We start from the raw sequence: 14,965 nt of genomic DNA on the forward strand, positions 1-14,965 counted from the left end.
CCCCCGCGTTCCCGCGGAACGTCGGGGGCTTCGGACGAGCGAAAATCAGTCGGCGATGATTTCGGCCTTTTCGATCACGACGTCTTCGACGGGAACGTCGCCGTGGAAGCCGCGGGTCGAGGTGCGGACCTTGGCGATTTCGTCGACGACGTCTTCACCGGCCACGACGCGGCCGAAGACGGCATAGCCCCAGCCCTGGCTCGTCGGAGCCGTGTGGTTGAGGAAGTCGTTGTCGGCGACGTTGATGAAGAACTGGGCCGTGGCGGAGTGGGGGTCGCCCGTGCGGGCCATGGCGATCGTGTAACGGTCGTTCTTGAGGCCGTTGGCGGCTTCGTTTTCGATCGGAGCACGGGTTTCCTTCTGGATCATGCCAGGGAGGAAGCCGCCGCCCTGGATCATGAAGCCGCGGATGACGCGGTGGAAGATGACGCCGTTATAGAAACCGGACTTGACGTACTCTTCAAAGTTTTCGCTGGTCTTCGGGGCGTGTTCGTGGTCGAGCTCGATGTCGATCACACCCTTGTTCGTGGTGAAACGGATCATGATGGTGTCCATGCAGTCGGACCCGGGAAAGCACGCCGAGCGCGCCGTCGCCGGGCCGCAGGATAAGAGAAAAAAAATCGGGCCCCTCGAAGTGTTCCGGGGAGCGTGGCCCCCCATTGTCGCACAAGCGCGGGCAAATCGGGCCGCGAGGGGTTCGAACCCCGGTGCGGGGTTCGGGACGGTTATTTGACGACTTCGGCCTTGAGGATCTTCACGGTCGAGACGGGCACGTCGCTCATCCCGGCCTTGCGACCCGTCGAGACGGCGGCGATCTTGTCGACCACGTCTTCGCCCTTCACGACGCGACCGAAGACGCAGTAGCCGTTGCCGTCCTGAGCGCGGTCGGCGTTGAGGAAGTCGTTGTCGGCGACGTTGATGTAGAACTGGGCGGTCGCCGAGTGCGGGTAGGAGGTACGGGCCATGGCGATCGTGTAGCGGTCGTTGGGCAACCCACCGCGCGCCTCAAGCGGAATAGGTTCGTGCGTGGGCTTTTCCTTCATCGCTTCCGTAAAGCCCCCGCCCTGGATCATGAAGCCCGCGATCACGCGGTGAAAGATCGTGTCGGTGTAGTGGCCTTCGTTCACGTAGCGCAGGAAGTTCTTTACCGTGATCGGGGCGCGGTCGGGCGAGAGCTGCACGACGATCGTACCCATCGTGGTTTCGATCGCAACGCGCGGTTCCGAAACGGGCGCCGCGTTCGCAAGGCCCGTCGAAAGGGCGAGAGCGGCGGGAAGAATCGATGCAAGAAGTCGACGACGAAGCATGTGTCAGTGTCTCCGAATGGTGTCGTGGTGGTTGTGTTGGGGGTGCAAGCGGCTTCGCTCGGGCGAAGCGCTCTCTGAAGCCGGGCTGTCAGACCCCTTCCTTCGTGATGCGCTTCAAGGTCTTCAAGCGCGACTGCAATTCGGCGTTGCGCGTGAGGACGGCGGCCGAGCGCTCGTAATTTTCAATGGCAAGCGCCAGGTACACGTCCCCGAGGTTCTTTTGCGCGAGGGCGAATTCGGGGTTGATGGCGAGCGCCTTGCGAAGGAGCTCGGCCGCGTGTTCGAGGTTGCCGAAGCCCGCCTCGATCACGGCGAGGTTGTTGTAGGGGTCGGGAATCTCGGGGTATTCGCGAATGAGGGCGTTCAAGCCCGTGGCGGCTTCTTCGCGCCGCCCGAGCGCGTCAAGCGCCACGGTACGCATGAAGCGCAGCTGCACGTTGCGGGCGTTGCGGGCGATGCCGATGTCGGCCAACTCCAGAGCCTGCGCCGCGTTGTTGCTTTTGAGCAGTCGCTCGACGTGCTCGGAAAACTGCGAGTCGTGCAACGTACGGGCGAGATTTTCCATGTCGCTCGCGGCCGAGACGGGAAGCGACGTTGCGGTACCGACCGCAACGAAGAGGGCGGAGAGAAGAACGAAAAGCGAGCGGCGCATTGTGGAGGGCTCTGAGATAAAAGACGTGCGGAGAAGTGCGTAAGGGACGGAAACGGGAGCGGGACGCGAGTCCCGTCGGGTCCCCCCGACGAGTACCCCGGGAGGCGGCCCGAGGGTTTTCGAGGGGGTTTCAACGGGGTATCGGCGTCATCGGCCTTTTGCCCGACGCGGCGAGCGCGTCTGGACGGCTATACTTTCCGGGATTCCGACTGTCGGGAATTTTAGCCGCTTCGCGGCGGGGTCGTCCGAAGGACCTGTACGCACCTGTAACAGGTTCCTGCGACTTCCCGCGCAGCCCCGACTGTTCGGCCGGGGGGGCGGGGCGACCCGCACCTCGGACAAAGCGATTCGAATTCGTACTATTCGCAACGAGCCCGTCCTCCGCGCATGACGACGTCGGAGTGCCTGGGCTACCAAAGGAACGTCATGGCCCTTTCGATTTACTCGACCCTGAGCCGCGAACAAAAACCGTTTGCGCCTTCCGAACCCGGTCACGTCCGCATGTACGTCTGCGGCGTGACGGTCTACGACTACTGCCACATCGGCCACGGGCGCACGTTCGTCGCGTTCGACGTCGTGCGCCGCTGGCTCGAAGCTTCGGGCTACCGCGTGACGTTCGTGCGCAACATCACCGACATTGACGACAAGATCATTCGCCGTGCGGCGGAGCGCGGCATCACGACGGACGAACTCACGACGGAATTCGCCCGCGCGATGCAGGAAGACATGCTCGCGCTCGGGTGCCTCGCGCCCACGCACGAGCCGCGCGCGACGGATTACATCCCCGAGATGCTCGACTTGGTCGGCAAGCTCGAAGCCAAGGGCTTTGCTTATCAGGCCGCGGACGGCGACGTCGACTATGCCGTGCGTGCGTTCAAGCCCTACGGGCGCCTCTCCGGGAAGTCGATCGACGACCTGCAGTCGGGCGCGCGCGTCTCGGTTGCTCAAGGCAAGCGCGACCCCCTCGACTTCGTCCTCTGGAAGCGCGCGAAGCCGGGCGAACCGCACTGGTGCTCGAAGTGGGGCGAGGGGCGTCCGGGCTGGCACATCGAATGCTCGGCCATGGCTCAAAAGCTCCTCGGCGACGAAATCGACATCCACGGGGGCGGTCCCGACCTCATCTTCCCGCACCATGAAAACGAAATCGCCCAGAGCGAAGCCGCTTCGGGGAAGACGTTCGCGAAGACCTGGATGCACTCGGGTCCCCTGCGCGTTCGCAACGCCGACGGCACGGAAGAAAAGATGAGCAAGTCGCTCGGCAACTTCTGGACGATCCGCGACGCCCTCAAGGACACCGAAGCCGCCTACGGCGAAGGAAACGGCGCCGAGGTGTTGCGCTTCTTCCTTTTGAAGAGCCACTACCGGAGCCCCATCTCCTTCTCCTCGGGTTTGATCGAAGACGCCCACAAGGGGCTCGTTCGCCTCTACGGCGCCCTGAAGGGGCGTGCCGCCGACCGTGCGGCGCTCGATTGGTCCGAACCCTATGCCGCGCGCTTCAAGGATGCGATGGACGACGACTTCAACACGCCGCAGGCCGTGAGCGTCCTCTTCGAACTCGCGAGCGAAGTGAACCGTACGGGCTCCCCCGAACTCGTTCGTCAGCTCTTGGGGCTCGGGCGCGTTCTGAACCTTCTCGGGCGTGATCCGGAAGCGTTCCTCACGGGCGGCGTCAAGGAAGACGACGCGGCCCGCATCGAAGGGCTCATCGCCGAGCGCGCCGACGCGAAGAAGGCGAAGAACTACGCCCGCGCCGACGAAATCCGCAAGTCGCTCCTCGAAGAAGGGATCGAACTCATGGACGGTCCTCAGGGGACGACCTGGCGCCGCCTCGTTTGAGGCGTCTCGACCGCGCAAGTACACAAGGCGCCAAGGCGCTTGAGGGCCGACGCGGTCGGTCCTTCCCCGAACACACCATTACACACGCATCATGGCCAAGAAAGTTTTTCTCGACTTTGAAAAGGATATCGAGCTTCTCGAATCGAAAATCGACGAACTGCGCGCGCTCGAAGACGAGGGCGTCGAAGGTACGAAGGCGGTCAGCGTCGCCTCCGAAATCGCATCGCTCGAATCGAAGTCCTACGAACTTCTCAAGAAGACGTACGCGTCGCTCACCCCCTGGCAGACGTCGCTCGTCGCCCGTCACCCGAACCGTCCCTACACGCTCGACTACATCGAAGCGCTCTGCACGGACTTTCACGAACTCCACGGCGACCGCGCTTTTGCGGACGACGCGGCGATCGTCGGGGGGCTTGCGCGCATCGCCGACATCAACGTCGTCGTGATCGGCAACCAGAAGGGGCGGTCGCTTCGCGAACGCACGCAGCGCAACTTCGGCATGGCGCGCCCCGAAGGCTACCGCAAGGCCCTGCGCCTTATGAAAATGGCGGAAAAGTTCGGCCTTCCCGTCCTCACCTTCGTCGACACCCCCGGGGCCTATCCCGGGATCGACGCCGAAGAGCGCGGGCAGTCCGAAGCGATCGGTCGCAACCTCTACGAGATGGCGACCTTGAACGTGCCGATCGTCTCCTGCGTGATCGGCGAAGGCGGCTCGGGCGGGGCGCTCGCGATTGCGGTCGCCGACTGCGTGATGATGCTCCAGTACGCGACTTATTCGGTCATTTCCCCGGAAGGCTGCGCCTCGATTCTCTGGAAGAGTGCCGCGGAGGCCCCCCGCGCCGCGGAAGCGTTGGCGCTTACGGCCGACCGCTTGTCGGAACTCGGCCTCGTCGATCGCGTCGTCTCGGAACCCATCGGGGGCGCGCACCGCGATCCGAAGCTCATGTGCACGACCCTGAAGAAGGTCGTGGTCGACGAACTGCGCGAACTCCTCGCACTTTCCCGCGAAGAGCTCCTCGCGCGCCGCGCCGAGCGGATCGATCGCTACGGCGATTTCGAATACGTCGCGACCGAAGGGTCAACGCGTGCCGAAGCCGTTCCCCCTGTTGCGCCCGCTCCTGCTGCGGAAGCGGCGCCCGCTCCTGCCGAAGCTCCGGCCGCCCCTGCCGCGACCGAAGCTCCCGTTGCGTCCGAAGCGAAGGCCCTCTGACGGGACATCCCGAGGCCTCGAGTTTTCTCAGACCTCGGTCCCTTCGGTCCTTTCGGAGCCTTCCGATCATTCTCAACGCCCGACGCGTCCGTCCCGGACGTGGTCGGGCGTTCTCATTTCGGGCTCCTCACCCGAAAAGCACGTCCGCAAGGAAAAGGTAGGCGAGCCCGAAATAGATGAAGACCCCCAGAAGGTCCATCACCGACGTGATGAGGGGCGAGGAAAGCGTCGCGGGGTCGAGCCCGCAGCGCTTCGCGACGAAAGGCAGAAGCGCTCCGATCACGCCCCCTGCGGCCGTGCAGACGAACATCGAGAGCGCGACGACGCAAAGCACCCCGGGCGCGGCATCCTTCGTCACCCAAGCAAGGATCCCCTCAAGGAGTGCAACCAGGATCCCCAAGGCGCCCGAGACGAGGAGTTCCCGCCCGAGAACGCGGGCGAGGTCGCGCCCGCAAAGCCGCAAGGTGCCCGTAGAGAGCGCCCGAATGACGAGCGTGGCCGACTGACTTCCCGCGTTTCCGCCCATGTCGACGATCGGTGCGATGAAGGCCGCAAGAAGAATCACATGTTCGAGCATCTCCGTTTGGGCGGCAACCGCCGTGCTCGTGAGCATCCCGAAAAGCGTGAGCAACACGAGCCACACGGCCCGAACGGAAAAGAGCCGCACGACGGGCGTGCGCAGCAGATCGAGTTCGTCGAGATTCTGCGAGGCGGTTGCCGATCGGATGTCGTTGCGGGAGGGGGTGAGGACGGTCTCGGGGACGGCCGCGGGGGCGGTGACAGCGTCGCCGAACCCCCAGGCGGGGGCGGAGGAAAAATGCGCGTCGGAAAGCGTCCAGAGGGCGCGCTCGGGCGCGGCGTGACGGAGTTCGAAAGCGGCGGTGGGGATGAAGCGGTTCATGGGTAGTCTCCTTCGAATGCGGTTTCTCGAATAGAGCGAACGCGTACCGAGGGGGCCGTACGTGCCGTGGTCGTTGGGGCATTGTTACCAAGTGCCTGCTCTTCGCGCGAAGGCGTGCGAACGCGGCTCCGAATGCGGTGCGAACGCATCCGGGGAGCGGACAACGACAACGAAGCAACAACGAACGACGTGCTCGAGGAGAGAAAACTTCGAAAAGACCGAAAGTCGGAGCGGAAAAGAGAAGGTCGGCCGTGCGTTTCGTTCGGGAACGAAGCACGAAGACGACTTCTCCGAGCAGCTCCGGAGAGCTCGGTCGGCTCGAGTGCTCTCGCAACGATGCAAGGCGGCTCGGTGCGGTTCAACAGGTTGTGTTCGCGAACGTCCCGACGAAGGCCGTGCCTTCGTACGCTCCGGACGGCGAACACGGCCGATCATGCGGCGCGTCGAACCGAAGGAGAGGACATCCGCGAGCAAGTAGGCTCGGGATCCATAGAAAAGTGAATGTGAAAAGAAGAAAAAGCGGCGCGGGAGGAAGGGTCCTTGGGACGTTGTTCCCTCACGCGACCGCGGCATTCTAGCCTAGGACGGTTCGTCCGGGCAAGACCGACCTGCGGGTCAGCGTAACCCTCGGTCTTTCGGTCGTCTCAAAAACGCACCCGCCCCCGGCCGGCAGCCGCCCCGCAGTCACCCCGAAGTCATCCCGCACGCCCTCTGAAAGCGTCTTGAACGTCGGTCGGAAACGGACCACATTTTATGGGGTCCGCGCGGCCGCGCATCGCCCTAGTCGTGGGTCCTATGGGGTGAATCTCTCAAAAATACAACATATAGTGGTTTTCGTGGGGGTTGGGCACCCTTTTTGGTATATTGATTCAATGAGATCGATAGAAAAATAGTATGCAACCCGAAAATCGAGATCTTTGAGGGCCTAAGCGCTTTCATCGGACCCGATCGGGAAGTCGGGTTGCGGCTCGTTCTCCAACGGACCTTCAAACTGTGGTTTAATTGCACCCCTTGTTTCATCAAATCGATGCCAACCGTTTTCCGAGGAGGAGGTTCCCATGCTGCAGGTCATCAAGAAGGACAACAACGTTGAAGCCTTCGACTCGCAAAAAATCGTCGCCGCGATCCGCAAGGCGGCGTTTCGTTGCGATCGTGCGATCGACCTGCCGACGATGGAACGCATCGCCGAAGAGGTGCTCGTGCGGCTCGGCGCGCGCGAAACGGTGACGGTGGCCGAGCTCCACGAGCTCGTCATCGCAGCGCTCGCTTTCTTCCATTACAAGGAAGTGGCCGAAGCCTATGCCGAGTACCGCTACTACAAGACGACCTACGCGAAGACGTTCGAGCAGCTCCGCCAGGATGCGGACGACGTTCTGCGCCTCGGCGACCGCGAAAACGCGAACTACGACAGCTCGCTCGTCTCGACGAAGGGCTCGCTCATCAAGGGCTACCTCACGAAGAGCCTCTACAAGCAGTTCTACCTCTCGAAGCGCGAAAAGGAACTCATCGAGCGCGGGGACATCTACATTCACGACCTGCGCGACATGATTCTCGGCTGCATCAACTGCTGCCTCTTCGACATCGGCGGCGTCCTGAAGGGCGGCTTCGAGATGAGCAACGTTCAGTACACGGAACCGAAGACGGTCCTCTCGGCCCTTCAGGTCGTGGGCGACATCACGCTCGTTGCGACCGCGCAGCAGTTCGGGGGCTTTACGCTGCCCGAACTCGACAAGGTGCTTCTGCCGTATGCGTTGAAGAGCTGGAAGGCCGCCTACGAGAAGTACCTCTCCTTCGAGATGCCCGAAGCGCGCGCCCGCGAGTGCGCAGATCACGACGTCGTACGCGAACTCGAACAGGGCTTCCAGTCGCTCGAATTGAAGCTCAACACCGTCCCCTGCAGCCGCGGCGACTTCGCCTTCACGACGATCACGTTCGGTCAGTGGGACCACGAAAAGCTCGACGAAAACGAACGTCGCTGGCTCTCCGAAATCGACCGCATCATGCTACGCGTGCGCCGCAACGGTCACGGGAAGGACCACAAGCCCGTGGTCTTCCCGAAGCTTGTCTACCTCTTTGACGAAAAGCAGGTGGACGGCGACCGTTGGAGCGAGATGCTCTTTGACGAGGCCGTCAAGACGAGCACGAGCTGCATGTATCCGGATTACCTCTCACTCTCGTCCGAGCGCGGCAGCGTCTCGAAGATCTTCCGCGAAGACCACGCGATCACCTCGCCCATGGGGTGCCGCGCGTTCCTCTCGCGCTGGGTGAACGAAGCGGGCGAAGCCGTGACGGTGGGCCGTTGCAACATCGGCGCCGTCTCGCTCAACCTCCCGATCATCCTGACGCTTGCGCAAATCGAGTCGCCCGACAACTGGAAGGAACACTTCTGGGACCTCCTCGACGAGCGTCTTCAGACGATTCGCGACTTCCTCAAGAAGCGCTACGACATTCTGCGCAATCAGAAGTGCTCGAGCAATCCGCTCGCTTTCACGCAGGGGGGGTTCTACGAAGGGACGAAGGACCCGGACGACGTCGTGGGCGACCTCGTGCGCTACATGACCGCGTCCTTCGGGATCACGGCGCTCGACGAAGCGACGTACCTCTGGTCCGGGAAGCGCCTCATCGAAGAGGGCGGCAAATTTTCCGCGGAAGTTCTCCGTCACATGCAGAAGCGCTTGGACGTCTTCAAGAAGGAAGACGGCTACCTTTACGCCATCTACGGTACGCCCGCCGAGTCGCTTTGTGCCACGCAGGCGAAGCAGTACGACCGCTTCTGCGCGGAACACCGCGTGCGCAACGTCTTCCGTTCGACCCCGCACTACAGCCCCGACTACTTCACGAATTCCTTCCACGTGAACGTGACCGAGGACATTACGCCCTTCGAGAAGCAGGAGAAGGAATATGAAAACTTCCACCTCTGCGAAGGCGGGCACATTCAGTACGTGCGCTTGGACAATCCGGAAAACTTCGACGCCGTCAAAGCGATCATCCGCCGCGGCATGAAGATGGGCTTCTACCAGGGCGTCAACTTCGACAGCGCTTACTGCAACCACTGCGGCAAGCACTCGACGAACGTGCTCTTTACCTGCCCCGAGTGCGGCAGCAACGACCTCTCGGTGATCAGCCGAGTGTGCGGCTACCTCGGGTACTCGAACGTGAACGGCATCTCCCGCATGAACGACGGGAAGATGTCGGAAATCGTCAACCGCGTGAGCATGTAACGCCGTACGGGTGTCGAACGCACGCGAAGGGCCGGACCACTGAGGTCTCGGCCCTTTCTCTTTTCTCCGAATTCCGCCCGGACCCGCCCTCGGGTATCCTTGGGGCGAATCAACCATCGAGGTAACTTCGTCATGCACTACATCGGTCTGAGCACCTGCGACACCGCCAACGGCCCGGGCGTTCGGGTTTCGCTCTTTTGTTCGGGCTGCACCCTGCACTGCAAGGGGTGCTTCAATCCGGAGAGCTGGGATTTCGAGGCCGGGAAACCCTTTACCGACGAAACGCTTGCCACACTCGTCAAAGAGCTCGAGGAGCCTTATGTGGAGGGTCTGAGCCTTCTCGGGGGCGACCCCCTCGAACCCCGGAACGAGTCCGAGGTGCTGCGGATCGTGAAGACCGTGCGCGAAAAGTTCGGCTCCTCGAAGTCGATCTGGCTCTGGACGGGGCGCAAGCACGAGAAGGTGGCGGACTCGCCCGTTCTCGAGTACGTCGACGTCCTCGTCGACGGCCCCTTCATCGAGCACCTCAAGGTGAAGGAAAAGGGCGTCTGGTACGGGAGCTCCAACCAGCGCGTGATCCGACTCGCGGACGTGCGCAAGGACGCGCCCTGCGGCGAATAATCGTCGCACAAAGGTCGGAGGCGCTCATGACGGTGTCGAAGGATCGCAAAGCGGATCGAAAGCGCTCGCGTGCGGGTTTGCGCCCGCACATTCTCTCCCGCGCGCTCTTCACGGGGTTTGTCGTCGGCCTTGCGACTCTGTCGGCTGCATTTCCCGCATCGTCGGCTCGGGCGAGCGCGCCCGAGATCGATCCCTGGGTGCACGTGCGGGCGGACCAACGCGACACGGCCTGCACGGTTCGGGTGGGCGTGAGTTCCTTTGCGGAATTGAATCCGAACCATCCGATCATCAACGCGACGCTCGAGCATCTCGCGAGAACGCTCCCGCGGGAAACGGTGTGCGTTAACTACTATCCCACAACCGAGCGGCTGGCGGCGGATTTGCGCAGGAAAGAGGTCGACTTTTTCATCGCTTCAAGCGGCTTTTACCGTCGAACGCTTCTTCTCGGTGCGAAGGACCTGAGCGTTGTCGCGGGGCCGCACGCACCCGATCCGAATCGGGCGGAGGGGTCGGTCTTTCTCACCCGAATCGATCGCACGGACATTCGAGACCTCGAAGACCTGCGCGGCAAAACGCTCGTTGCAAACCTCGACTGGGGGTTTTCGGGCTTTCAGACGGCGTTGCGCGAAATCGTTCCCCTGCAACCGCAGGGGGCGCGCGCCAAGGACTTTTTCCGCTCGATCGCCTTCGTCGGGCACGACCAGAAGGCCGTGCCCGAAGCGCTCCTCGAAGGCAGAGCCGACGCGGGCGCCCTCAAAACGTGCCTTCTCGAAGAGTACGAAGCGCGTCGCCCCGAGTGGAAGGGAAAGTTTCGGGTCATCAACGAGATCCCCGATACGGACTTCGCCTGCCGCACGTCGACGCGGCTTTATCCCAACTGGGTTTTCGCCGCCACGCCGCGCGCCCCGACGGCGCTCGCGCGCCGTACGGCACTCGCACTTCTCGAAATGCCCCGCACCGAGGAAGGCCTCTACTGGGGGATCGGGACGGACTTTTCCGAAGTGGACGGTCTGATGCGGGACCTTCGACTCGGACCCTACGAGATTCTCGACGAATGGTCGCTGCGCGCGCTCTGGGAACGCTACAAGGTGCTCGTGAGCGTACTCTTGACGCTCGTTGCCGGGGGGCTTCTTCACGCGTGGCGTGCCGAGCGGCTCGTGCGGCGTCGCACGGCGCAGTTGACGGCGGCCCACGCCCGCGAAAAAGCGGCCGCCCGCGAGGCGCGCCTTCAGGAAGAGCGTCTGGCACTTTTGCAAAAGCGTGCGGCCGTCGGGCAGATGTCGAACATGGTCGCGCACGAACTGCGTCAGCCCTTGGCCGCCATTCTTGCCTACGGGCACGGGCTTGAACGTCTGGCGGAAGCCGGGCGCGTGAATGCCGACGTTCTCGGCTCGACCCTCGTCAAAATCACTCGCGAAGCCGAGCGTGCGAACGGGATCGTCGAGCGGGTGCGGCAGTACGCGCGCACAAAGAGCGTGCGCCGCACCTCGACCGACGCACGAGCGCTTTTCGACGAAGCGGTGCGGGCCTTCCGGTTGACGGAAAGAGCGCGCCGGGTCGCGTTCGAAGCTGCGGACGAAACGCTCGATGCGACCGAGGACGGACTGCGCGCCGTCGGGCCCTTGCCTCTTTGGGTCGACGAACTCGAGACGGGTCTTGCGCTTCAAAATCTCTTGAGAAACGCAGCCGATGCGGCCAATTCTCAAGGAGCGGACGAACGTGGCGAGCGTGGCAATCCTCGAGTCCGCTTTTCGCTTTCCTCTTCCGGCGGCTACGTTGTCTATCGGATCGAAGACAACGGCCCGCGCCTGAGCGACGAAGCGTTTGCGAGGCTTTCGATGCCGCTCACGTCCGAAAAGCCCGAGGGGCTCGGTCTCGGCCTCGGGATCGCGCGCTCGATTGCGCAAGCTCACGGCGGGCAGGTTGCGTTCGAACGCCTGGAGACCTCCGGTCTTGCGGCCCTCTTCGCGCTGCCGATCCAAACGCCCTCGGCAGGATACCCGCACGAACCTTCCGGCAAGCCTTCGAGCGACGAAAAGTAAAGGAGCAAGAATCATGACGGAATCCCGATTGCCCGATGCCGACGCACTCGTTCGGATCGTCGACGACGATACGGTGTTGACGGACGCGCTCGCTTTCATGTTGCAGTGCGAAGGCTGGAAGGTGCAGACCTACCCGAACGCGGCCGCTTTTCTCGCGGGCGACGCGCCGTCCGTTCCGGGCGTCCTCATTCTCGATCATCAGATGCCGGGGATGAGCGGAGCGGAGCTTCAGTTCGAACTCGAGCGCCGCGGCTCGCAATTGCCGATTGTTTTTCTCACGGCCCACGGCGACGTGGATCTTGCCGTACAGACGTTGAGGCGCGGCGCGTACCATTTCCTGCAAAAACCCGTCGACCCCGAAGCGCTCCTTACGACGATCGCCGAGGCGGCGGAGGCGGACCGCCGACGCCGCGGCGCGATTCCCGACGCGCGCGAGGCGAAGGAAAAGCTTGCCGCACTGACCGCGCGCGAGCGGCAGGTGATCGAGCTTCTCGGCAAGGGGCTTCTCAACAAACAGATCGCCGAACGACTCGCTCTCTCGGTGCGTACGGTCGAAGTCTATCGGGCGAGCGCCTACCGAAAGCTCGGCGTACGGAGCGTTGCGGAAATCGCTCGGATTTTGCAGGCGCTCGAGCCGTGAGTCGCCAGATTTCGGTCGCTCAGCCCGTGTAAATCGGGAAAGTAGGGGAAGCGGGCGAGAAGCCTGCGGATCTCTTTTGAGGGGGAGTTCTCGTGCGAACGGGGGCTCCCTTTTCGCATTCGAGGGAGGGGCGTCGGGGCCCCGCAAACCTTCGCGAACCTTGACGGAGTCGTACCGTACTTAAGTAGGGACGGATCGTACGCTTCGGGATGTGAAGAACAGAGTTTCGAGGGTCGGAGCGGGGCCGCACGGATCGGCCTTCCCTTCGACCGGAGAAGTAACGAGAGATCCCAAAATGAAAAATTTCCTCATGACGGCATCGGCCCTCGTCGTCGCGTTGGCGACGCTCGGCGGCGCTCCCACCGTTTCGGCCGCCGAGGCCTCAAGCACGCACGCTTTCCTTGCCGACCGCCACGCGGCCCGCAACGTTCCGTGCTCGGGCTGCCACAAGGGCACGCCCAACGCCGACGTCGACATGCAACAGTGCCTCGCATGCCACGGCGGCTCCTATGCGGCGCTCGCGAAAAAGACCGAATCGGACGACATCAACCCGCACGATACGCACCTCGGCGAAGCGCAGTGCGTCACCTGCCACCAGGGACACAAAGAACCGCGTCTCTCGTGCGACGGTTGCCACGAATTTCCCGACATTCGCGTTCCCTGATCGGAGTCGAACGGATCCGATTGGAACGACAGAGTACTTCAAGAGGCTTTCGGAATCGCGAGACTCTTGAGGGGGATCTCACCGCAATGACAACGCCTTCCAGACAGCGGGCTTCTAAGGCGTTTTCGAGAGCCCGCATCCTTAGAAAGGAGATAACTATGAATCTTCAGCGACGCAACATCCTGCGCGGCTCCGTGGCCGCCGCCATGGCGCTCCCGATCGCAGGGGTCAAAGCCGTCGAGCTTACGAAAGACCTGAAGTGGGACATGGAAACCGATGTGCTCGTGCTTGGCTATGGCGGTGCGGGTGCCTGTGCCGCCATCGAGGCGCACGATGCGGGTGCCAAGGTTCTCATCCTTGAAAAGCTCGCTCAGGGTGGCGGCAACACCGCGGTTTCGTCGGGCGGCTTCGTTGCTCCGAAGGACAAGAAGGCGGCCTACGAATACCTGAACGCCACCTATGCTTTCTCCGACAGTGAAAAGGACGAAAAGCTCCTGTCAACCTTCTGTGACGAGATTATGGGCGTCAAGGACTTCATCACGGGTCTGAAGCCTGAAACGAAGCTTATGATCTACGGTCACGCGGGTTTCACGACGCTCCCCGGTTCGGACACGATCGACAAGTACCGCGTGCGCGGCAAGAAGCGCGGCGGGGACATGCTCTTCGATACGTTGCGTCACGCCGTCGAAGAAGTGCGCAAGATCGAAGTCTTCCTCGAAACGCCCGCTCTCGAACTCATTCGTCGCGGCGAAGAAGTGGTCGGCGTCGTTGCCAACCGCAACGGCAAGAACATCAACATCAAGGCGCGTCGTGCGGTCATCTGTTCGACGGGCGGCTACGAATACGACGAACAGAGCCTGCGCACGTTCGCGCTCGGTCGCGACATCCTCGGTCTCGGCTCGCCCGGCAACACCGGCGACGGCCTGCGCATGGCCCAGTCGGTCGGTGCCCGCCTCTGGCACATGACGGCGTACTCGTGCCCGCTCGGCATGAAGGTCCCGGGTCTCAAGGCGGCCGTGCAGCTCAACATCCTCGCCCCCTCGCACATTTAGGTCGACCAGGACGGCAAGCGCTTCGTGAACGAAAAGGGGCTCGACAACCACACGTGCCTCTACGCCGTCAACCAGATGGACCCGATCAAGCATCGCTATCCGCGCATTCCCTGCTGGCTCATCATGGACGAAAAGGCTCGCAAAGCCGGTCCCATCAGCGGTGGCGCCACCTCGGGTTATGCTCTCAACCGTGAAAGCTACAAGTGGTCGACCGACAACTCCGCCGAAATCGAAAGCGGCGTGATTGTAAAGGCTGCAACCATCCGCGAGCTTGCCGAAAAGATCAAGGTTCCGGCCGACACCCTCGAAGCGACGGTGAAGCGTTGGAACGCCGACATCACGGCGGGCAAGGATACGGAATTCGGCCGTATCCTCAAGCGCGACCCGAAGGGTAAGACCGCCTTCGCGGGCCGCGAAGCTCCGATCGTTTCCGAACCTCTCGGCGAAGGCCCGTACTATGCGGTTGCCCTCTACCCGACGATGTTGAACACCCAGGGCGGCCCGAAGAAGAACGTCTACGGTCAGGTCATGACGCCGCAGGATCGTCCGGTGCCGCGCTTCTACGTCGCGGGCGAACTCGGTTCGATGTGGGGCTCGATCTACCAGGGGGGGACGAACAACGCCGAAAGCATCGTTTTCGGTCGTATCGCAGGTCGCCATGCGGCGTCCCAGAAGCCCTGGGCGTAATGCTTTCTCTCGGAGGTCGAGTGCACCTTTGACGTACGCCGCAACTCGGGGAGGTCATACGGAACTCTTCGTGACGGTGTGCCGATAAGGGGTCATTCGGGCGGGACGGCTTCAGCCGCCCCGCCCGTTTTT

General features: G+C 62.7%; 11 protein-coding genes and 1 pseudogene. 8 read left to right on the forward strand and 4 right to left on the reverse strand.

Translation table 11 applies throughout. The annotated features are described in order from the left end of the window. Positions 1–45: 45 nt before the first annotated feature. The 3 genes from S6FBBBH3_RS05700 to S6FBBBH3_RS05715 all read right to left on the reverse strand — a co-directional run bounded on the left by S6FBBBH3_RS05700 (position 46) and on the right by S6FBBBH3_RS05715 (position 1,959). A complete protein-coding gene (locus tag S6FBBBH3_RS05700; RefSeq protein ID WP_120176830.1) occupies positions 46–543 on the reverse strand; it encodes a peptidylprolyl isomerase in 498 nt (165 codons plus the stop codon). Between the two features lie 182 nt (positions 544–725). After that, positions 726–1,307 (reverse strand): peptidylprolyl isomerase, encoded by a 582-nt coding sequence (locus S6FBBBH3_RS05710; protein ID WP_120176832.1) that lies wholly within the window; start codon positions 1,305–1,307, stop codon positions 726–728. A gap of 88 nt (positions 1,308–1,395) precedes the next feature. After that, positions 1,396–1,959 (reverse strand): tetratricopeptide repeat protein, encoded by a 564-nt coding sequence (locus S6FBBBH3_RS05715; RefSeq protein ID WP_120176833.1) that lies wholly within the window; start codon positions 1,957–1,959, stop codon positions 1,396–1,398. 426 nt (positions 1,960–2,385) lie between these two features. Between S6FBBBH3_RS05715 and cysS the strand changes: the two genes are divergently transcribed. Both cysS and S6FBBBH3_RS05725 read left to right on the forward strand, forming a co-directional pair. Beyond that, the gene (gene cysS, locus S6FBBBH3_RS05720) at positions 2,386–3,795 is read left to right on the forward strand and encodes a cysteine--tRNA ligase (RefSeq protein WP_120176834.1); all 1,410 of its coding nucleotides are present in this window, start codon (positions 2,386–2,388) and stop codon (positions 3,793–3,795) included. A 91-nt stretch (positions 3,796–3,886) separates the two neighbouring features. Beyond that, on the forward strand, positions 3,887–5,005 hold the full coding sequence (locus S6FBBBH3_RS05725; protein ID WP_120176835.1) for an acetyl-CoA carboxylase carboxyltransferase subunit alpha: 1,119 nt from the start codon (positions 3,887–3,889) through the stop codon (positions 5,003–5,005). Between the two features lie 127 nt (positions 5,006–5,132). Here S6FBBBH3_RS05725 and S6FBBBH3_RS05730 read toward each other — a convergent pair whose 3' ends face one another. Further along, positions 5,133–5,906 carry a magnesium transporter gene (locus S6FBBBH3_RS05730; protein WP_120176836.1) on the reverse strand — a complete coding sequence of 258 codons (774 nt, stop codon included), beginning with the start codon at positions 5,904–5,906 and terminating at the stop codon, positions 5,133–5,135. 1,058 nt (positions 5,907–6,964) lie between these two features. On the opposite strand from S6FBBBH3_RS05730, the gene nrdD reads away from it, so the two are divergent. The 6 genes and pseudogenes from nrdD (at position 6,965) to S6FBBBH3_RS05760 (ending at position 14,833) form a co-directional block, all read left to right on the forward strand. Continuing rightward, positions 6,965–9,127, forward strand: coding sequence for an anaerobic ribonucleoside-triphosphate reductase (nrdD, locus tag S6FBBBH3_RS05735; RefSeq protein WP_120176837.1), 2,163 nt, complete (start codon positions 6,965–6,967; stop codon positions 9,125–9,127). Between the two features lie 132 nt (positions 9,128–9,259). Further along, a complete protein-coding gene (gene nrdG / locus S6FBBBH3_RS05740; RefSeq protein WP_120176838.1) occupies positions 9,260–9,748 on the forward strand; it encodes an anaerobic ribonucleoside-triphosphate reductase activating protein in 489 nt (162 codons plus the stop codon). 26 nt (positions 9,749–9,774) lie between these two features. Beyond that, positions 9,775–11,790: a sensor histidine kinase gene (locus S6FBBBH3_RS05745; RefSeq protein WP_120176839.1), complete on the forward strand. Its 2,016-nt coding sequence runs from the start codon at positions 9,775–9,777 to the stop codon at positions 11,788–11,790. 13 nt (positions 11,791–11,803) lie between these two features. Next, a complete protein-coding gene (locus tag S6FBBBH3_RS05750) occupies positions 11,804–12,430 on the forward strand; it encodes a response regulator transcription factor (protein ID WP_120176840.1) in 627 nt (208 codons plus the stop codon). A 295-nt stretch (positions 12,431–12,725) separates the two neighbouring features. Then, complete coding sequence (locus S6FBBBH3_RS05755; RefSeq protein WP_120176841.1) at positions 12,726–13,094, forward strand: cytochrome c3 family protein; 369 nt, start codon at positions 12,726–12,728, stop codon at positions 13,092–13,094. Between the two features lie 266 nt (positions 13,095–13,360). Further along, positions 13,361–14,833, forward strand: a pseudogene (locus tag S6FBBBH3_RS05760) (FAD-dependent oxidoreductase). Positions 14,834–14,965 lie beyond the last annotated feature (132 nt).

The sequence above is a fragment of the Sutterella megalosphaeroides genome (genome assembly GCF_003609995.1).
In the GTDB taxonomy this organism is placed as follows: domain Bacteria; phylum Pseudomonadota; class Gammaproteobacteria; order Burkholderiales; family Burkholderiaceae_F; genus Sutterella; species Sutterella megalosphaeroides.

Bases quoted from the DNA above. Each gene is read 5' to 3' on its own strand.
- nrdD (WP_120176837.1), top strand. From the start codon at position 6,965: ATGCTGCAGGTCATCAAGAAGGACAACAACGTTGAAGCCTTCGACTCG.
- S6FBBBH3_RS05725 (WP_120176835.1), top strand. From the start codon at position 3,887: ATGGCCAAGAAAGTTTTTCTCGACTTTGAAAAGGATATCGAGCTTCTC.
- S6FBBBH3_RS05730 (WP_120176836.1), bottom strand. From the start codon at position 5,906: ATGAACCGCTTCATCCCCACCGCCGCTTTCGAACTCCGTCACGCCGCG.
- S6FBBBH3_RS05750 (WP_120176840.1), top strand. From the start codon at position 11,804: ATGACGGAATCCCGATTGCCCGATGCCGACGCACTCGTTCGGATCGTC.
- S6FBBBH3_RS05710 (WP_120176832.1), bottom strand. From the start codon at position 1,307: ATGCTTCGTCGTCGACTTCTTGCATCGATTCTTCCCGCCGCTCTCGCC.
- S6FBBBH3_RS05755 (WP_120176841.1), top strand. From the start codon at position 12,726: ATGAAAAATTTCCTCATGACGGCATCGGCCCTCGTCGTCGCGTTGGCG.
- S6FBBBH3_RS05745 (WP_120176839.1), top strand. From the start codon at position 9,775: ATGACGGTGTCGAAGGATCGCAAAGCGGATCGAAAGCGCTCGCGTGCG.
- S6FBBBH3_RS05700 (WP_120176830.1), bottom strand. From the start codon at position 543: ATGATCCGTTTCACCACGAACAAGGGTGTGATCGACATCGAGCTCGAC.
- nrdG (WP_120176838.1), top strand. From the start codon at position 9,260: ATGCACTACATCGGTCTGAGCACCTGCGACACCGCCAACGGCCCGGGC.
- S6FBBBH3_RS05715 (WP_120176833.1), bottom strand. From the start codon at position 1,959: ATGCGCCGCTCGCTTTTCGTTCTTCTCTCCGCCCTCTTCGTTGCGGTC.
- cysS (WP_120176834.1), top strand. From the start codon at position 2,386: ATGGCCCTTTCGATTTACTCGACCCTGAGCCGCGAACAAAAACCGTTT.